At 68.1% G+C, this 18827-nt stretch carries 12 protein-coding genes; 5 read left to right on the forward strand and 7 right to left on the reverse strand.

All coding sequences use genetic code 11. The features are described from left to right. Positions 1-651, forward strand: a 651-nt coding sequence (locus PO605_RS29470) for a LysR substrate-binding domain-containing protein (protein WP_272207285.1), incomplete at its 5' end; no start/stop codon positions are given. A 16-nt stretch (positions 652-667) separates the two neighbouring features. On the opposite strand, the gene PO605_RS29475 is transcribed toward PO605_RS29470, so the two are convergent. Together PO605_RS29475 and PO605_RS29480 are read right to left on the reverse strand one after the other, a co-directional pair. Next, complete coding sequence (locus PO605_RS29475) at positions 668-1672, reverse strand: tripartite tricarboxylate transporter substrate binding protein (RefSeq protein WP_047217162.1); 1005 nt, start codon at positions 1670-1672, stop codon at positions 668-670. Between the two features lie 50 nt (positions 1673-1722). Further along, complete coding sequence (locus PO605_RS29480) at positions 1723-2910, reverse strand: M20 family metallopeptidase (protein WP_272207286.1); 1188 nt, start codon at positions 2908-2910, stop codon at positions 1723-1725. 70 nt (positions 2911-2980) lie between these two features. Here PO605_RS29480 and PO605_RS29485 point away from each other — a divergent pair, with 70 nt between their 5' ends. Continuing rightward, positions 2981-3745, forward strand: a complete 765-nt coding sequence (locus PO605_RS29485) for an IclR family transcriptional regulator (RefSeq protein ID WP_013800690.1) — start codon at positions 2981-2983, stop codon at positions 3743-3745. Between the two features lie 94 nt (positions 3746-3839). On the opposite strand, the gene PO605_RS29490 is transcribed toward PO605_RS29485, so the two are convergent. Next, the gene (locus PO605_RS29490; protein ID WP_272207287.1) at positions 3840-7538 is read right to left on the reverse strand and encodes a hypothetical protein; all 3699 of its coding nucleotides are present in this window, start codon (positions 7536-7538) and stop codon (positions 3840-3842) included. A gap of 663 nt (positions 7539-8201) precedes the next feature. On the opposite strand from PO605_RS29490, the gene PO605_RS29495 reads away from it, so the two are divergent. Continuing rightward, complete coding sequence (locus PO605_RS29495; RefSeq protein WP_272207288.1) at positions 8202-9620, forward strand: RtcB family protein; 1419 nt, start codon at positions 8202-8204, stop codon at positions 9618-9620. A 15-nt stretch (positions 9621-9635) separates the two neighbouring features. On the opposite strand, the gene PO605_RS29500 is transcribed toward PO605_RS29495, so the two are convergent. Then, a complete protein-coding gene (locus tag PO605_RS29500) occupies positions 9636-11606 on the reverse strand; it encodes a sigma-54-dependent Fis family transcriptional regulator (protein ID WP_074921518.1) in 1971 nt (656 codons plus the stop codon). 322 nt (positions 11607-11928) lie between these two features. On the opposite strand from PO605_RS29500, the gene exaC reads away from it, so the two are divergent. Continuing rightward, positions 11929-13452, forward strand: coding sequence for an acetaldehyde dehydrogenase ExaC (exaC, locus tag PO605_RS29505; protein ID WP_012207447.1), 1524 nt, complete (start codon positions 11929-11931; stop codon positions 13450-13452). A 67-nt stretch (positions 13453-13519) separates the two neighbouring features. Then, entirely contained in the window at positions 13520-13894 is a 375-nt protein-coding gene (locus PO605_RS29510; protein WP_047326464.1) for a DUF779 domain-containing protein, read from the forward strand. 18 nt (positions 13895-13912) lie between these two features. Here PO605_RS29510 and PO605_RS29515 read toward each other — a convergent pair whose 3' ends face one another. From PO605_RS29515 to PO605_RS29525, 3 genes are all read right to left on the reverse strand, one after another. After that, on the reverse strand, positions 13913-14500 hold the full coding sequence (locus tag PO605_RS29515; protein ID WP_016445472.1) for a peroxiredoxin: 588 nt from the start codon (positions 14498-14500) through the stop codon (positions 13913-13915). 76 nt (positions 14501-14576) lie between these two features. Next, positions 14577-17645, reverse strand: coding sequence for an efflux RND transporter permease subunit (locus PO605_RS29520; RefSeq protein WP_272207289.1), 3069 nt, complete (start codon positions 17643-17645; stop codon positions 14577-14579). Next, the gene (locus tag PO605_RS29525) at positions 17638-18816 is read right to left on the reverse strand and encodes an efflux RND transporter periplasmic adaptor subunit (RefSeq protein ID WP_272207290.1); all 1179 of its coding nucleotides are present in this window, start codon (positions 18814-18816) and stop codon (positions 17638-17640) included. Before PO605_RS29525 ends, PO605_RS29520 begins: the two co-directional genes overlap by 8 nt. Positions 18817-18827 lie beyond the last annotated feature (11 nt).

The raw sequence follows: 18827 nt of genomic DNA on the forward strand, positions 1-18827 counted from the left end.
CGGCGCCTGGTGCGCGAGGCCGCGCTGCTGGGCAGCGATGCCAGCGCCGATGGCCTGGCCGGCACGCTGCGCATCGGCGCCATCTCGACCGCGCTCACCGGCATGCTGCCGGCCGCGCTGCGCAAGCTCACGCAGGCGGCGCCACAGTGCCGGCCCGTCATCGTGCCGGGCACCTCGCGCGCGCTGTTCCAGATGCTGCAGGCCGGCGAGCTCGATGCCGCCGTCATCGTGGCGCCCCCTTTTGAACTGCCCAAGGCGCTGCGCAGCGTGCAGCTGCGCCGCGAGCCGCTGGTGCTGCTGGCCCCGCCCCAGGCGCGCGGCCGGCCTGCCGCGCTGCTGCGCAGCCTGCCCTACATACGCTACGACCCCGATGCCTGGGGAGGCCGCCATGCGGCCGACTGGCTGGCCGACCAGGGGCTGGAGCCTGCGGTGCTGTGCGACCTGGACGCGCTGGAGGCCATTGCCATGCTGGCCGCCGACGGCATGGGCGTGGGCCTGGTGCCGCACTGGACGGGCCTGGAGCGCTTCATGGGCGACTGCCGCATGCTGCCCATTGCGGGCGCCGCCTATGAGCGCGCCATCTTGCTGGTGACCAGCGCCGAGCCCGACCTGCCGCGCATGGCCGAGCTGCTGGAGGGCGCACTCGCGTAGGTTGCGGCCTTCGCTCTCAATCCGCCTGCACGTAGCCCGTGACGCGGATCATCTCGCGGTACTTGGCGATCTCGCGCGCATAGGCGGCCGCCGCATCGTCCAGGCCCATGGGCTTGGCGACATCACGGCCGTCGGCCTCCAGCTTGGCGATGACCTGCGGGTCCAGCAGGGCCTGGCCGATGGCCTGGTTCAGGCGCTGCTTGACGTCCTGCGGCGTGCCGCGCTTGACGAAGTAGCCCGCCAGGCTGGCGTACTCGAAATCGCGCAGCGCCGGCACTTCGGTGATGCTGGGCACGGCCGACAGCACGGCAGGCCGGTTGCGCGACAGCACGGCCAGTGCCCGGAAGCGGCCGGTGCGGATCATCTCCAGCATGGACGCCTGGAACGGCATGATGCTGAAGTCGATCTGGCCGCCGGCCAGGTCCTGGATCACGGGCGCCGTGCCCGCATAGGGCGCGTGGGTGAACGGCACCTTCACCACCTTGCCCATGTACTCGGTGATCAGGTGGTAGAGCGAGCCCACGCCCACCGAGCCGTAGGTCAGCGAATTGCTCTCGTTGCGCGAGCGCGCCAGCGCCAGGAACTCTTGCATGTCCCGGGCCGGCAGGCCCGAACGCACCAGCAGCACCAGGTGGGTGACGGTGATGTACTGCAGGTTCTCGAACGCATCGGGCTGGTAGCGCACGGCCTTGTTGGTGAGCGGCGGCAGGATGAGTTCGTTCTGCGTGCCCTGGAAGAACATGCTGCCGTCGGCCCTGGCGCCCAGCACTTTGGAGGCGGCAATCGTCCCCGTGGCGCCGCCCAGGTTTTCCACGATCACCTTGGTCGCCAGTCCCTCGCCTATGGGCTTGCTCAGGATGCGGGCGCTGACGTCGCTGGGCCCGCCTGCCGGGTAGGGCACCATCAGGCTGACCGGGCCGGGCGCCGAGGCCGCGGCAGGCTGCAGCAGCAGGGGCGCCAGCGGCAGGCCGGCGGCGATTTTCAGGAGCGAGCGGCGTGTGGGCAAGGCAAGTGGATTCATGAAAGTGCACCAGGCAGTGGCTTGAGGGGAAGGCGGGAATCAGGCGCGCCCTACCACCGGGCGTGGGGCAGGCGCGCAATGGTGTGGAGCACCGCCAGGCCGCGCGGGACGATGGTTTCCACCTCGCAGTACTCGTCGGTGGTGTGGAACTTGCCGCCTACGGGACCGGTGCCGCACAGCGTGATGGCGCCCAGGCTGGAGGTCACGCCCGAGTCCGCGCAGCCGCCGCTGAACTCGCCCTCGGCCTTGTGGCCCAGCGCGCCCAGCTCGGCCTGGTACAGCTCGAACAATTGCTGCGACTGCGGCGTGGGAACGAAGGGGCGGAACTCGCCGGTGATGTTCAGCGTGGAGCGCGTGCCCTGGATGAAGGACTTGTCGCAGATGCAGCGTATGCGGCCCACCAGGGACTCGCGCTGGTCCAGATCGAAAATGCGCAGGTCGATGGCCGCCTTGGCCGACGGCGCCGACGTGTTCACCGACAGCCCGCCCGACACCAGGCCCACGTTGACCGTGACGCCCTTGTCCAGGTCGGTGAGCGCGTCCAGCGCCACCACCTTGTGCGCCAGCTCCGAGATGGCGCTGATGCCCTCGGCGAAGTTGGCGCCCGAGTGCGCCGCCTTGCCCTCGATCTCCACGCCGAAGAACACGCCGCCCTTGCGGCCCGTGACCACGTTGCCCGAAGGCCGGCCCGGCTCCGCATTGAAGACAAAGCCCGCCTTGCGCGCAAAGGGCTCGATGACGGACTTGCTCAGGGGCGAGCCGATTTCCTCGTCGCAGGTGAACAGGCCCGTGACCTCGGGCGCAGGCTCCGCGCTGTGGGCCAGCGCAGCCAGCAGGAAGGCGTTCATGACGATGCCCGACTTCATGTCGGCCACGCCCGGGCCGTAGGCCCTGCCGCCTTCGATGCGGAACGGCCTGCGCGCGGCCTCGCCTTCAGGGAAGACCGTGTCGCAGTGCCCCATCAGCAGCACGGGCCTGCCCACGGTGCTGCCCGCGTTCACGGTGACCGAGATCGCGGCCTCCACGCCATCGACGAAATGCGGGCTGACCTGCAGCCCCTGGCCCAGGAAGAAGGCCTCCAGGCGCCGGAACACGCGCGCCACGCCAGGCTTGTCGAAGCTGCCCGAGTCGATGTTGACGATGTCCGCCAGCAGCGAAAGCATGTTCTCCCGCTGGCCCTTGATCCACTCCGACGCGCCGACCGCCCGGTCCGCACTGACAATGGCTTGCTGTGGCATCCGCTGCCTCCGTATTTTTCAATACTTGGTATTGTTATTTAATACTTCAGATTCACAATCAGGTAAAACGATGATCGAAAACGCGTTGTATGTGGGTTCCGTGGGCAAGGCATTCCGCGTGCTGGACTGCTTCAAGGGCGCGGCGGGCGACCTGAGCCTCACGGAAATCATGGAGCGCAGCGGCCTGGACAAGAGCGCCGCCCAGCGCTACGCCTACACCCTCAGCGCCGAGGGCTACCTGCAGCAAAACAGCCAGACCCGCCGCTACCGGCTGGGCCCGGGCGTGCTGGACCTGACCTTCCACTTCCTGCGCACCCATGCGCTGGCCGAGGCGCTCAACCCCCTGCTGCTGCAGCTGTCCAAGGACACGGAGCAGAAGATCAGCCTGTCGCTGCGCGACGGCGACTGGCTGGTGCATGTGCTGCGCCACCAGACCAGCACCGAGCACTACCACGCCTCGCTTGTGGGCCGGCGCGTGCCCCTGCAATGCACGGCAGGCGGGCGCGCCGTGATGGCACGGCTGGACGAGGCGCAGGTGGAGCAGCTGCTGGCCCCCGGCCGCCTGGTGGCCAGCACGCCCCGGACGCTGACCACCGCCAAGGCCGTCCAGGCGGAACTGAAGAAGGTGCGCGAGCGCGGCTACGCCATGGTGGTGGATGAATTCATCATGGGCGAGGTCGCGCTGGCTGCCGCCGTGGTCGATGCCGACGGCGTGCCGCTGGGCGCCCTGCACCTGAGCGGATCGTCAAGCCAGTGGAGCGGCGCCGACTACGCGAAGAAGTTCTCGCCCCTGCTGCTCAACGCCATCGCCCAGTACGAGCGGCGCAACGCCTGAGGCCGCAAAGATGCGCTGTAAGGGGCGCTGAAGGGACGCCTAAAAGTGCTCCCACAGGCGCGCCGACATGGCCCATGCCAGCGCGCTGCGGGCATCAGCCGCGCAGGCGCCGCTCTTGCAGCGCGGCCCCTGCGGCCAGCAGAACGCCCAGCAGGGCCAGCATCCAGGGCGAATCCACGGGGATGGAGGCCGGCGAGGGCGACGGGCCTATGGGCGTGGTGACGGTGCCGGTGCAGCCGGTCTCGCAGGAAGCGTCCCCGCCCCCCGTCACGTTGGCCGTGTTCACGAGCGTGGTGTTGCCTGCGGACGCCTTGGCCGTCACCGGGATGGTGAAGCTGGCCGACTGCCCCACAGCAAGGCCCGCCGGCACGATGCAGGCAACGCTCTGCCCGCTGGCCGTGCAGCCGGCAGGCATGGTACCCAGCGCCAGGCTGGTGGACAGCACGTCGCGCACCGTGGCGTGCGCCGTGGTGGCGGTCGTGCCGGTGTTGGTCACCGTGAAAACATAGTTGGCGGACTGCCCGGCCAGGAAATGGCCCGACGAGAAGGTCTTGGCGAGCGAGAGTTTGGGCGCGTTCACCGGCACCACCACCGTGGGGCTGTCGCAATTGGCCAGGCACAGCGGATCGCCGCCCCCCGTCACATGGGCCGTGTTGAGGATGGAGGAGCCCGCCGTGCCGGACCTGGGCACCACCGAAAGCGTGAAGGTCGCGGACGCGCCCACGCCCAGCCCCGCAGGCACCGTGCACAGGACGGTCTGGCCGGAGAACGCGCACCCGGCAGAGACGCCCGTCACCATCAGGCCCGACGCCATCTCGTCGCGCACCACGGCGTCCTGCGTGGTGGCCGTCGTGCCCACATTGCGCACCGTGATCACGTAGCTGGCGGCCTGCCCCTCGGCGAAGGCTCCGGCCGACGCCGTCTTGCTCACCTCCAACCTGGGTGACTCCACCGGCGTGGTCACGGTGCCACTGTCGCAACGGGCCACGCAGGAAGGGTCGCCACCGCCCGTCAGACTGGCCGTATTGGCCAGCGTGGTGTTGGCCGCTGCGGCCTGCGGCGTGACGGGGATCACCGCACTCCATTGCCCGCCCGTCGCCAGCCCGGCGGGCACGGTGCAGCTGAGCACCTGATCCATCACCGAGCACCCTGCCGGCAGGGTGCCCAGGGTCAGCGTGGAGGCGATCACATCGCGCACAAGGGTCGGCGCCGTGGTGGCCGCCGTACCTGTGTTCCTCACGGTGATGGTGTAGTAGGCCGCCTGCCCCACCACAAACACCGGGCTGGACGCCGTCTTCGCGATCTGCAGTTGCGGTGTGTTCACCGGCTCCACCACCTCGTTGCTGCTGCATCCGGATAAGCAGGACGGGTCGCCCCCGCCGTCAACGCGCGCCGTGTTAGAGATGGTGGTGTTGCCGGCGGTCGTCATGGGCGTCACGGGAATGGTGAAGCTCACCTGGCCGCCGGGAGCCAGGCCCGCCGCTATCGTGCAGGTGACCAACTGGCCCGCCGCCGTGCAAGGGCCCGGCAGCGTGCCGATGGTCAGCGTGGTGGCGATCACATCGGTGATGCGGGTCTCGGCGATGGTGTCTGCCATGCCCGTGTTCGTCACGGTCAGCACATAGCGCGCAGGCTGGCCGACGATGAAGGCATCGTCGGAAGCGCGCTTGACGATCCGCAGCCTGGAGGCGTTGACGGGCACCAGCACCTCGTTGCTGGTGCAGCCAGCCGCACAGGAAGGATCGCCGCCGCCACCGACCTGGGCCACGTTGGAGATCGCCGTGTTGGCCGCCGCCGGCTGGGGCGTCACCGAGATGGCAAAGCTCACCTGGCTGCTGGTCGCCATGCCCGCAGGAATTGTGCAGCTGACCAGCTGACCCGCGAACGAGCAGCCTGCAGACACGGAATTGATGAGCAGGTTGGCCGCCACCGTGTCGGTGACCGTGGCGGGCGCCGTGGTTGCCGCCGTACCCGTGTTGCGCACGGTGAGCACATAGCTGGCGTTCAGGCCCACGACGAAGGACTCCATGGAGGCCGACTTGGCAATGGCCAGCCTGGGCGCCTTCACGGGCACCTGGACTTGGCTGCTGCAGGCGCTGGGGCACAGCGGATCGCCGCCGCCCGTGGCCGTTGCGGTGTTGGTCAGCAGGATATTGGCCACGGTAGGCGTCACGGGAATGGCAAAGCTGACCTGGCTGTGGGTCGCCAGCCCTGCGGCAATGGTGCAACTGACCGCCTGGCCGCTGCGCGTGCAGCCCGCCGGCAGGCTGCCGATGGTCAGGCTGCTGTCGAGCGTATCAGTCACCACGGTGGCCTGCGGCGTCGCACCGGTTCCCACGTTCTCGACAGTGATGGCATAGCTGGCCTGCAGGCCGACGATGAAGGAATCCATGGAAGCCGACTTGCCCACCTTGAGTCTGGGCTGGCCCACGACGGTGGTCTTGGCGCTGGTGCAGCTGGTGGTGACAGCGTCGCACTGCGGCCCGGGCGGCGACGGCGGCAAGGCCGAGGTCGCAGGTGGCGCGGGATGCGTTGCAGCGTAGTTGACGATGGAGCCCACAGCGGGCGCGTTGACCTGGATGCTGAAGGTCTGGCTCGCGCCGCCACCGGCCAGCGTGCCCGGCAGCGTGCAGGTGAGCAGGGCACCCGGCACATTGAGCGGCGCGCAAGCGACCGGTGCGGTGGAGGTCGTGGCCGCCACGCCCGGCGGCAGCTGGTCCTGCACCACGGGGTTGCTGATCGCGGCGGTGCCGCCCGTGCGGTAGTTGGTCAGCGTGAGTTGGTAGGCAAAGCCCTGGCCTACGAGGACTGAGTTCGGGCCTGACTTTTCCACCACGACCTGGCCCTGGCGCTGGTTCACGAATGTGCTGGAGTTGTTGGCCGGATTGGTGTCGTTGATGGTGATGGCGGCCGTGTTGGTGATGCTGTTCGTCCCCGATGCCGGCGTCACCTGGAAGCGGTAGACCAGGTAGTCGCCCGAGGTGGGCGGCACATGCGCCGCCCCGCCGCTGCTGTTCACCGGCAGCACGCCGGTCCTCATCGACAGTGCCCTGCCGTTGGCCGCCTGCGTTCCGCACACGGCGGCACCGGAGGAGATGCAGGCAATGGGCGATGTCAGGCTGACGTTGTCCGGCAGCAGGTCGGCGACGGTCACGTTGCCGGCCGCGTTGGGTCCGTAGTTCCAGACCTTGAGCTCGTAGTCGAACGGCGTGGCATTGTCGAAGGTGTCCGGCCCAGTCTTGGAAATGCCGATGTCCGTATTGAAGTTGGCACAGCCGTCATAGGATGCCGGATCGCTGGGATCGCGCAGGTTGGCGGCGGGAATGATCTGTGCGGACTGCCCCGGCGGCGTCCAGCGCAGGCGCAGGTGGTTGAGCCCGCCCTGGTTGTTCCAGTGCACGCGCATGGCATAACAAGTGTTGTTCTGTGCCACCACGAAGCTGCCGGGAATGTTCTCAAACTGCGTATCGCCCGAGGTAAACGACCCCAATTGCCCCACAGGTACGTTGTAGTCGAAGGTTCTGTAATGCGCCGCGTTGGCCTTGGTGAAATTGGTGGAGAACTCCACCTTCACCTCATCATCGTGCGCAGCGGAAAATCCATAGGTTCCCGCCGTGGGAAATACAACCAGCGCATACACCACGCGGCCCTGCAGCCACTGCTGGCATGCGGCGGAAGACTGCCAGCCGCTGCCGGCCGCGCTGTTGCACAGCGTGGCACTGGCAATATTCCAATCGATATTCTGCGCAGTGCCTGAAGACGCGATGTTGGTGGTGGAGCTGGCAAAGCTCACCAGATTCTGCAGCTGTACCACCGAATTTCCACCGGAATAGTTCAGGTAGTTGGGAGCCGGCGATCCACCAGGCACCGAAACCTGTCCACGGAAATTGTCGAAGATGACCCCAGCCTGCACCGCGACGGGCATCAGCGCCGCCAGAGATAGTATGCCAATCAGTTTCCACCAATCGGTAGATGATTTTCTCTGGCGCCAGGAATAGGAAATTCCGAGATCCGAAACCATAAAGGCGCGCTCCCTCTTAAAAGGAATACATGGAATACAGATGAAATGAATGGATTGAATTGGCCACCGGGCCAATAAACCACATCATCCCGGACGCGCCGAAACAACTTGTAGGATGTTTTTGATTATTTAAATTACATCTTCTTTCAGATGCTGCGGATACCGTTGATTCAGTAGTCCGGGCATGGGTGTTTACGCGGATTTCTGGGCAGGACGGCAATCATTATTATTTTCTATTGAAATGAATACAAATTTATTAAAAACCATCGACACTGCAGACGATTCGAAAATCTGCCGCTATACTGCGCCCCTTCTTTCTTGAACGAGCTGCTGCAGGAAAGACGTTTTCCGGGCCTTTGCCGCCCGGGTGTCTTTCATCGTCCGTACACCCATCGGACGCGGCGAGCGCCAACCAGGCCTCGCGGATCTGCAGCCATGAGCACTCCTCAACGACTCCAGCGTGCCTTTGCACGCACGGGCATCTCTCTCGACTATCGCGACGGCATCTACCACGTGCGCGATGGCCAGGCCGAGGCCCACATCCTTCTTCCCGACAGTCTTCCCCTGGAGGACAAGGCCGTGCGCCAGCTGCTGGCCTTTGCGGCCGTGCGCCGGCATGACGGCCAGGGCAGCCACGGCGCCGTCTGCCGCGCCTGCGCCACGCCCGACTTCCATCCGGGCACGGTGGCGCCCGTGGGCAGCGTGGTGGCCACGCCATCGGACTTCGTCATTCCGGCCGCCATCGGCACGGACATCAACTGCAGCGTGCGCCTGCTGACCACGGGCGCCCGGCTGGACCAGCTGGCACCGCACAAGGGCCGGCTGGTGGACTTGCTGACCGCCAGCCTGCTGGGCAGCGGGCGCGACGTGCCCGTGACCACGGCCGCCTTCCGCGCGCTGTTCGACCACGGGCCGGCCGCCTTTGTGGACCGGCTGAATGGCCAGGGCCTGTGGGGCCATGTCGACAGGGACCGCCTGCACCGCGAGCTGGCCGCCTGCATCGGCCTGGACAGCTTCGCTGGCAGCGCCCGCCACGCGCCCCATGCCTATCTGCAGGAGCGCCATGCCGTGTTCCGCGACCCGTGCCTGGGCACGGTGGGATCGGGCAACCATTTCGTGGAACTGCAGGTGGTCGATGAGGTGCTGGACCGCCACGCGGCCTACCGCGCCGGCCTGCGCGCGGGCGACGTGGTGGTGATGATCCACAGCGGCTCGCGCGACCTGGGCTTTTACGTGGGCCAGGCCTGGATGGACCGCGCCCGGGCCGAGTGGCCGCAAGGCGTGAAGCACCCGGCCAGCGGCCTGTACGGCCTGTCGGGTCCGCTGGCCGGCGAGTACCTGCAGGCCATGGGCGTGGCGGCGCGCTATGCCTGGGCCAACCGCGTGGTGCTGGCCGAGCTGGTGCGCAAGGACCTGGAGCAGATCGTGGGCGCAGCGGATTCGCGCCTGGTGGTCGATGTGCCGCACAACGTGGTTCTGCAGCAAGGCGGCATGAACATCCACCGCAAGGGCGCCACGCCGGCCAACGAGGGCGACTTCGCGCTGATCCCGGGGTCCATGGGCGATGCCTCCTACCTGGTCACGGGCCTGGGCGCGGCCGACTGGCTCTGGTCCTGCAGCCATGGCGCGGGGCGGCGCATGCGCCGCCAGGCCGTGCGCGCGCTGCGCCCCGAAGCCCGCGCAGGCCATGCGGGCGAGCAGGGCTGGCAATGCGTGACGCTGCGCGAGGAGCGCCGCATCGAGGAGGCGCCCGAAGCCTACAAGCCCATCGGCCCGGTCATCGAGTCGCAGGAGGCCGCCGGCCTGATCCACGCCGCCGTGAAGCTCAGGCCCTGGATCACCTTCAAGGCCTGAGCACCGGCAAGCGCCTCACTGCAGCCGCAAGCCGTCCGCCGCACGGTCCTGGGCCAGCTTGCGGTACAGCGTCTGGCGGCTGATGCCCAGCATGCGCGCGGCCTGGGTGACATTGCCCCGGCAGTTCTCCAGCGCCTGCCGCACGGCCGAGCGCGAGAGTTCATCCAGGCTCTGCGGCGCAGCGTCGAGCCGGGGGCCGCTGCGGGCGGTCTGCGCCAGCTCGGCCTGGAAGTCGTCGGGCAGGTGCTGCCACTGCAGGCAGTCCTCATGGGGATCGAGCATGGCGCAGGCCGTTCTCAGCACGCTGGCGCACTGGCGCAGATTGCCGGGCCAGCCATGGCCGGCCAGCTGCGCCAGCAGGGCCGGTGCCATGCGCAGCGGGCGCGCGGGTTCGATGTCGGCCAGCATGCGCGCGGCCAGCGCCTCGAAGTCGCCGCGCTCGCGCAGCGGAGGCAGCTCCACGGCCAGGCCGTTGATGCGGTAGTACAGGTCGGCACGAAAGCGCCCCTGGTCGGCATCCTCGCGCAGCCTGCGGTTGGAGGCGCTGACCAGCGCGAAATCGACCGCAACGGGCGTGCCGCCGCCCAGCGGCACCACCTGCCGCTCCTGCAGCACGCGCAGCAGCCGGGTCTGCAGCGACAGCGGCATGTCGCCGATCTCGTCCAGGAACAGGGTGCCGCCGTGCGCCTGGCGCAGCAGGCCCGCCTGTCCTTCGCGCCGCCCGCCCGTGAAGGCGCCCTGGCGGTAGCCGAACAGCTCGGCCTCGATCAGCGACTCGGGCATGGCCGCGCAGTTGATGGCCACGAACGGGCCGTCGCGGCGCGGCCCGCTGTCGTGGGCCGCGCGCGCAAACCATTCCTTGCCCACGCCGGACTCGCCCTGGATGAGCAGCGCAATCGGCTTGCCCAGCACGCGCCGGGCCTTGTCGGCCGCCGCACGCCAGCGCGCATCGCCCGTGTCCAGCCGCGCCAGCGCATCGCGGGGGGCCTGCCGTGTTTCCCCCGCTTGCCGCGCTCCCAGCGCCTCCTGCACTGTCTGCGCCGCCGCCCCCGCCATGATGGTGCGCCGGTCCGGCACCAGCTGGCCGAACAGCGCCGTGCCGTCATGGCGCCGCAGCGGCTGGGCCGCATCGGGCTGGCGGTGCTGGCGTGACAGCAGCTCCTGCAGGCTGGCGTCCAGCACCTGGTCCAGCGCCACGCTGCCCAGCTGCGCGTGCGACAGGCGCAGCAAGGCCAGAGCGGCGCGGTTGGCACCCACCACCCAGCCGTCGCCCGAGATCAGCGCAATGCCTTCGCCCACCGTGCCAATGCCTTCGGGCCGCGCGTGCAGGTGCAGGCGGATGTGGCGCTGGCCGTCGCAGGCCATGAGGCGGTTTTCGATCATGCGGGCCGCCGTGCCGACCAGGCCCAGCGTGTGCGGGCTGCCCCGGCCATATTCGCTGGAGATGTCCAGGATGCCCAGCAGCTGGCCCGTGCCCGACAGGATGGGCGCGGCCGCGCAGGTGAGAAAGCCGTTGCGCTCCAGGAAATGCTCGCCGCCCTGGATTTCGATGGAGTCCATCTCGGCCAGTGCCGTGCCGATGGCATTGGTGCCGCGCTGCGCCTCATGCCAGGACGCACCGCTGGCCAGGGCCACGCGCTCGGCCTTGCCCAGAAAGAAAGGGTCGCCGCAGGTATCCACCAGGGTGCCGCAGGGGCCGGCCAGCACCACCACGCTCTGGCTGCCGCGCACCTGCTCGGACAGGTATTCCATGACGGGCCGTGAATGCGCCAGCAGCGCATGGTGGCGGCTGCGCAGCACGCCCAGCGCATGCTGCTCCAGGTTGTCGGCGGCGCCCAGGCGCCCGGTGGGACGCAGTCCCTGCTCGATGCAGCGCTGCCACGAGCGCGCCAGGCGCTCGTCCACCAGGCCGCTGGGGCAGCGGCCCGACTCCATCAGGCTGTGACGGGCCTGGCGCAAGGCCACAAGGGAGGCTCTCGATTGCATGCTGTCTCCTGCTCGGGCGTCATTGCGCCGCGTTGCGGGCCAGTATGCGGGGCCGGCGGGCACCGGGCAAGCCAAGTGGCGGGTCAGGCGCCCGACTGTTCCATTTCTGGACAGTTGTCCTGTTGCGCAACGTCACGGCACAGGGCGAACGCGCACGGGAATACCCGCAGCAGCCACGTCCCGCGGGCCTTTGCGGGCACCTGCCGTGCGGCCTGCGGGCTGGCACGGCTTTTGAATCATGTCTGCCGTCCGGCCATGGCCGGATATCCCGATCCACACCCGATCACAACAGACCCATAAGCATCCTCAGGAGACAAGCAGCATGACCGTCTACGCAGCACCCGGCGCCGCTGGCGCCAAGATCGCCTACAAGGCCCGCTACGACAACTTCATCGGCGGCAGGTTCGTACCTCCGGTCAAGGAGCAGTACTTCGACGTGGTCACCCCCATCAGCGGCAAGGTCTACACCCGCGCCGCGCGCTCCACGGCCGAAGACATCGAACTGGCGCTGGACGCCGCCCATGCCGCCAGCGACGCCTGGGGCCGCACCAGCGCGGCCGAGCGTGCGAACGTCCTGCTGAAGATCGCCGACCGCATCGAGGCCAACCTGGAGCTGCTCGCCTATGCCGAGACCGTGGACAACGGCAAGGCCATCCGCGAGACGCTGAATGCCGACATCCCGCTGACCGTGGACCATTTCCGCTATTTCGCGGGCTGCGTGCGCGCCCAGGAAGGCGCGCTCAGCCATATCGACGAGACCACGGTGGCCTATCACATCCAGGAGCCGCTGGGCGTGGTGGGCCAGATCATTCCCTGGAACTTCCCCATCCTCATGGCGGCCTGGAAGCTGGCGCCCGCGCTGGGCGCAGGCAACTGCGTGGTGCTCAAGCCGGCCGAGTCCACGCCCATCAGCATCCTGATCCTGGCCGAGCTCATTGCCGACCTGCTGCCGCCCGGCGTGCTCAACATCGTCAACGGCTTCGGCCGCGAGGCCGGCATGCCGCTGGCCACCAGCAAGCGCATCGCCAAGATCGCCTTCACGGGCTCCACCTCCACGGGCCGCGTGATCGCCCAGGCCGCCGCCAACAACCTGATCCCGGCCACGCTGGAGCTGGGCGGCAAGTCGCCCAACATCTTCTTCGCCGATGTGATGGACAAGGACGATGCCTTCCTCGACAAGGCCGTCGAAGGGCTGGTGCTGTTCGCCTTCAACCAGGGCGAGGTCTGCACCTGCCCCAGCCGCGCGCTGATCCACGAAAGCATCTACGACCGCTTCATGGAGCGCGTGCTCCAGCGCGTGGCCGCCATCCGGCATGCCAACCCGCTGGACACCGACAGCATGATGGGCGCGCAGGCGTCCAAGGAGCAGCTCACCAAGATCCTGTCGTACCTGGACCTGGGCAAGCAGGAGGGCGCCGAGGTGCTGGCCGGCGGAGGCCAGGCCCATCTGGGCGGCGACCTGGAAGGCGGCTACTACGTGCAGCCCACGCTGTTCAAGGGCCACAACAAGATGCGCATCTTCCAGGAGGAAATCTTCGGCCCCGTGCTGGCCGTGACCACCTTCAAGGATGAGGCCGAGGCCCTGGCCATTGCCAACGACACGCTCTACGGCCTGGGCGCAGGCGTGTGGAGCCGCAACGGCAACGTGGCCTACCGCATGGGCCGCGCCATCAAGGCCGGGCGCGTGTGGACCAACTGCTACCACGCCTATCCGGCGCACGCGGCCTTCGGCGGCTACAAGGAATCGGGCATCGGCCGCGAAACCCACAAGATGATGCTGGACCACTACCAGCAGACCAAGAACCTGCTGGTCAGCTACAGCGAGAACAAGCTGGGCTTCTTCTGAAGTTCTTCCCAGGTGAATGCGGCCGGCGGCGCACAGCGCGGCCGGCCGCCCAGGAAAGGACCAACCCATGGTTGACAAAGTGATTGCCACCGAGGCCGCACTGGCGCTGATCGCCGACCTGCAGGCGCAGCACGGGCCGGTGTTCTTCCACCAGTCCGGCGGCTGCTGCGACAACAGCGCCGCCAACTGCTATCTGCCCGGCGAGCTGACGATAGGCGCCCAGGACGTGCTGCTGGGCCAGGTGGGCGGCGCGCCCTTCTATATCGGCAAGTCGCAGTATGAATACTGGAAGCACACCCAGCTCATCCTGGACGTGATCGAGGGCCAGGGCGGCACCTTCTCGCTGGAGGGCAGCACGGGCAAGGCCTTCCACACACGCTCCAGGCTGTTCACGGACGAGGAATACGCCGAGATCCTGGCCGGCGAGGGCAACGGCCCCTGACAGGGGCCGCGCGGCGGGCTACTTTCCGGTCAGCCGCTTGACCGCGGCCTCGGTCTGGCGCACATGCTCGTCCGGGTCCGAGCCCATGTGCACGAAGCGGACCTTGCCGTCCTGCCCGATCACGTAGGAGATGCGGTCGGCGCGCTGGGGGTTGGCGGCGGCCGAGGCGTCGTAGGCGCGGATGGTCTGCGCCTGCGGGTCCGATGCCACGGCGAACTGGTCGCGGCAGGCCTCGGTGGAAAAGCGCTTGAGCGTATCGATGTCGTCATGCGACATGCCCACCACCGTGGCGCCCATGGCCGCGAAACGCGGCGTGGCCTCGGCAAAGGCGTGGGCTTCCATGGTGCAGCCCTGGGTGAAGGCCTTGGGGAAGAAATACAGCACCACCGGCCCCTTCCTGAGGGTGGCGGCCATGTCGAAATCGAAGGCCTTGCCCGCCACCGCGGCCGGCGTGGTGAAGCGCGGCGCGGTGTCGCCCACCTTGAGCGCTGCCTGGGCCAGCGGCGACAGCAGCAGCGCCGCCAGCACGGGTGCGGCGGCGCGCGCGCAGCGGCGGCCCCAAGAGGTGCGATGGTGGGTGGAATCGCCGCAGCGGATATCGGACATGCATGGCCTCCTGAGCCTGGAACGGGATGCGCCATTGTGGCCAATCGGCCCGGGCCGCTGGCGCATTTGCCGTGGATCAGCGCGGGGATTCGCCGGGCCTGATCCTGAACCAGATCGAGTACATGGCGGGCAGGAAGACCAGCGTCAGCACCGTGCCGGCCAGCGTGCCGCCGATCAGCGTATAGGCCAGCGTTCCCCAGAACACCGATTGGGTCAGCGGGATGAAGGCCAGGATCGCCGCCAGCGCGGTCAGGATCACGGGCCGGGCGCGCTGGACGGTGGCCTCCACCACCGCCTGGAACGGCGCAAGCCCCTTCTGCTCGTTGTGCTGGATCTGCCCGATCAGGATCAGCGTGTTGCGCATCAGGATGCCCGACAGCGCGATCAGCCCCACCAGTGCATTGATGCCGAAGGGCTGCTGAAAGACGATCAGCGTCGGCACCACGCCGATCAATCCCAGGGGGCTGGTCAGGAACACCATGACCATGGCCGATATCGACCGCACCTGCAAGATGATGATGATCAGCGTGATGGCGATCATGATCGGGAACAGGGGCAGCATGGCCGTCATGGCCTTGCCGGATTCCTCGATGGAGCCGGCCTCGTCGATGCGGTAGCCCGCAGGCAACGCCTTCCTGATGGGCTCCAGCTGCCGGGTGATGGCCGCAGAGACATCGGGCGGCTGCAGGCTGTCATCGATGTCTCCGCGGACCGTGATGGTGGGCATGCGGTCGCGGCGGCGCATGACGGGCTCCTCCATCTGCACGGTGACCTCGCCCAGCTGCGACAGCGGTATGCGCTGGCCAGTGGCGTTGGTGAGCGTGAAGTCGCCGACCCTGGCCACATCGTGGCGGGTGCCGCCCGCAGAACGCGCCATCACCTGCACGGTGCGGATGTCCTCGCGCACGGTGGTCACGGGCACGCCGCTGAGCAGGAATTGCAGCTGCTGCGCGACTGCCGCGGAGGTCAGGCCCATGGCCTGCAGCCGGTCCTGGTCCAGGGTGAAGCGCATGACAGGGGTGCGCACGCCCCAGTCGGAGTTCACGGTCCGCATCATCGGGCTGTCGTGCAGCACCTGGTGCACCTGGCCGGCAATGTCGCGCAGCCGCTGCGGGTCGGGGCCGGAGACGCGATACGCCACGGGGAACGGGGAGTACGGCCCGAACACGATCTGCGATGCGCGCACCTGCGCCTGCGGGGCCAGTCCCTGGGCGATGGCCTCGCGCAGCCTGAGCTTGAGCGCGTCGCGCTGCGCCTGGTTGGCGGTGCGCACGACGATCTTGGCGAACGACGGGTCGGGCAGCTCAGGCGAGATGGCCAGAAAAAAGCGCGGTGCGCCCTGGCCGATATAGGCGGTCACGATCTCCGATTCGGGCTGCTGCAGCAGCCAGGCTTCCACCGTGCGGGTGGTCTCGCTCGTCTGGCCGATGGAGGTGCCGTAGGGCATCTGCACCTCGACCATCACCTCGGGCCGGTCGGAGATGGGAAAGAACTGCTTCTTCACGATGGACATGCCCAGCACGGAAGCCACCATGAGCCCGCCCACGACTGCGGCCACCATGCCCTTGCGGGCGATCACCTTGCCCAGCACGCGCCGCAGGCGCTCGTAGCGGGGCGTGCCATACATCGCCGCATGTCCGCCTTCGACCTTCTTGAGAGGGGGCAGCATCTTCACGCCCAGATAGGGCGTGAACACCACGGCCACCACCCAGGACACGATGAGCGCGATGCCGACGATCCAGAACATGTTGCTGGTGTACTCGCCCGCCGTGGAGCGTGCGAATCCGTTGGGCATGAAGCCCACCGCCGTCACCAGCGTTCCGGACAGCATGGGCGCCGCGGTATGGCTCCAGGCGTAGGCGGACGCGGCCACGCGGTCGTAGCCCTCTTCCATCTTCACCACCATCATCTCGATGGCGATGATGGCGTCGTCCACCAGCAGGCCCAGCGCAAGGATCAGCGAGCCGAGCGTGATGCGGTCGAAATTCTTTCCCGTGGCGGCCATGATGATGAACACGGCCGCCAGCGTCAGCGGCACGGCCGCAGCCACCACCACGCCAACGCGCCAGCCCATGCTGGCGAAGCACACCACCAGCACGACCAGCAGCGCGGCCAGGAACTTGAGCATGAACTCATCGACGGAGGCGCTGATGTTCACGGCCTGGTCCGTCACCTTGGTCAGGCCCATGCCCAGCGGCATGTCTGCATTGATGGCACCCACCTCCCGGTCCAGCGCCTTGCCCAGGTCCAGCCCGTTCCAGCCGTCGCGCATGACGACGCCCAGCAGCAAGGCCGGCTCCGCACCGTTGCGGATGATGAAGGTCGAGGGGTCTTCGTAGCCGCGCTGGACGGTGGCGATGTCGGACAGCTTGACCGTGCGGCCCTGGGCCACGATGGGCGTGTCGCGGATCTTCTGCAGCGCGTCGAACGCCCCGTCGATGCGGATGAACACCTGCGGTCCCTGGGTCTCCACCGACCCGGCAGGGGTGAGGGCGTTCTGGTTGTTCAATGCCGCGAAGACGTCCTGCGGGCTGATGCCCAGCGTGGCCAGGCGCTCGTGCGAGAACTCCACGTAGATCCGCTCGGATTGCTCGCCGACGATGTTGACCTTCTTGACGCCCGGCACATGCAAAAGACGCTGGCGCAAGGCTTCGGCATCGCGCACCAGCGCCCGGGGCTCTTCGCCGCGCGCCTTGAGGGCGTAGATCGCAAAGGTCACGTCGGCGTACTCGTCGTTCACCATCGGACCGATCACGCCCGCCGGCAGGTTGCGGGCTTCGTCACCGAGCTTCTTGCGGGCCTGGTAGAACTCCTCCTGCACCTCGCCGGGGGGCGTGGAGTCGAGCAGGGTCAGCGTGGTGAAGGCCAGCCCCGGTCTGACGAAGGTTTCGGTGCGGTCATACCAGCGCAGCTCCTGCAGGCGCTTTTCCAGCTTCTCTGCCACCTGGTCCTGCATTTCCTGCGGGGTGGCGCCAGGCCAGGCCGTGATGATGGTCATGACCTTGACGGTGAAGGCCGGATCTTCCGCCCGGCCCAGCTTCAGGAAGGCAAAGACACCCGTCAGCGAAATCAGCAGGATCAGGAACAGCGTGATGGAGCGCTCACGGACGGCAAGCGCCGACAGGTTGAAACGGCCTTCACTCACGGGACGCTCCCTTGGACACGGAGGACGCCGTGGACGTTGTTGCCGTTGTTGCCGTTGAAGGCGCCGGCGCCTCGCTGTCCAGCCGCACCTGCGCACCCTCGCTCAGCAAATGCGCGCCGAGCGCGACGATCCGGTCCCCCTGGTCGAGCGCACCCGCCACCTGGGCATTGCCGTCCTGTACCTGAACCACGGTGACGGGCTGGCGCCTGACCTGATCGCCCTGCACCACCCAGACAGCGGCGCCCTTGCCCTCATCGAGGATGGCGCCGATGGGGACCTGCAGGGTTGCCTTGCCGGCCGTCGCTGTCGATGTCGATGTCGATGTCGATGTCCCGCCAATCCTGAGCGTGACCGTGCTGCCCAGCGGGGCGCTGGCCGCCGCGCCGGCGTCCAGCACATAGCGGGCCTCAAAGGTGCGGGTGGCCCGGTCGGCCACATCGGACAGCTGGCGCAGTCTGGCGGGGATGACCACATCCTCCCTGCCGAACAGGCGGGCCTGGGCCGCCGAGCCCAGCGCGGGCCGCAGTGTCTCGGGCAACTGGACGACCGCTTCGCGCCTGCCGGCATGGGCGAGGCGCACGACCACCTGGCCGGCACTGACGACCTGGCCAGGCTCGGCAAGTGTTTCCATCACGATGCCATCGGCATCGGCCAGCAGTTCGGCGTAGCGGCTGGCGTTCAGCGCTGCGGCGGCCTGCGCTTCGGCCGCCCTGAGCTGGGCGCGGGCGGCATCCGCGGCCGCCTTGATCTGTTCATGGGCCAAGGCCGAAACGGCACCCGTTCCCTGCAGGTCACGGTAGCGCTGCTCCTCGTCGCTGGCCTGCTGGGCCCGTGCCCTGGCGGCTGCGACGGCCTCCTGCTGGGCATGGGCGGCCAGCTTCAGGTCCACCGGGTCGAGGCGCAGCAATGCCTGGCCGCGCCTGACCGTCTGGCCTGTATCCACCAGGCGCTCGAGCACCTTGCCGGCCACGCGAAATCCAAGATCGCCCTGCACCCTGGCCGCGATGGTGCCGGTGAAGACGCGCTCGGAAGCATTGCCTGGCGCTACCAGGGTGGTGCGAACGAGGGGTGGCTGGGTGCGCGGATCCGGCGGCGGGCTTTTGCCGCAGGCTGCGAGTGCAAGTGACAGTGCGCCGACAGCGGCGATGGACAGATGGCGGTGCCGAAGCATGAGGGGGTCCC

This window comes from Delftia sp. DT-2 (assembly GCF_028401915.1).
Classification (GTDB): Bacteria; Pseudomonadota; Gammaproteobacteria; order Burkholderiales; family Burkholderiaceae_C; genus Comamonas; species Comamonas tsuruhatensis.

What these genes read in the sequence shown, in the direction of transcription:
- PO605_RS29485 (WP_013800690.1), top strand. Translation starts at nt 2,981, where the DNA reads ATGATCGAAAACGCGTTGTATGTGGGTTCCGTGGGCAAGGCATTCCGC.
- PO605_RS29525 (WP_272207290.1), bottom strand. Translation starts at nt 18,816, where the DNA reads ATGCTTCGGCACCGCCATCTGTCCATCGCCGCTGTCGGCGCACTGTCA.
- exaC (WP_012207447.1), top strand. Translation starts at nt 11,929, where the DNA reads ATGACCGTCTACGCAGCACCCGGCGCCGCTGGCGCCAAGATCGCCTAC.
- PO605_RS29480 (WP_272207286.1), bottom strand. Translation starts at nt 2,910, where the DNA reads ATGCCACAGCAAGCCATTGTCAGTGCGGACCGGGCGGTCGGCGCGTCG.
- PO605_RS29510 (WP_047326464.1), top strand. Translation starts at nt 13,520, where the DNA reads ATGGTTGACAAAGTGATTGCCACCGAGGCCGCACTGGCGCTGATCGCC.
- PO605_RS29515 (WP_016445472.1), bottom strand. Translation starts at nt 14,500, where the DNA reads ATGTCCGATATCCGCTGCGGCGATTCCACCCACCATCGCACCTCTTGG.
- PO605_RS29500 (WP_074921518.1), bottom strand. Translation starts at nt 11,606, where the DNA reads ATGCAATCGAGAGCCTCCCTTGTGGCCTTGCGCCAGGCCCGTCACAGC.
- PO605_RS29495 (WP_272207288.1), top strand. Translation starts at nt 8,202, where the DNA reads ATGAGCACTCCTCAACGACTCCAGCGTGCCTTTGCACGCACGGGCATC.
- PO605_RS29475 (WP_047217162.1), bottom strand. Translation starts at nt 1,672, where the DNA reads ATGAATCCACTTGCCTTGCCCACACGCCGCTCGCTCCTGAAAATCGCC.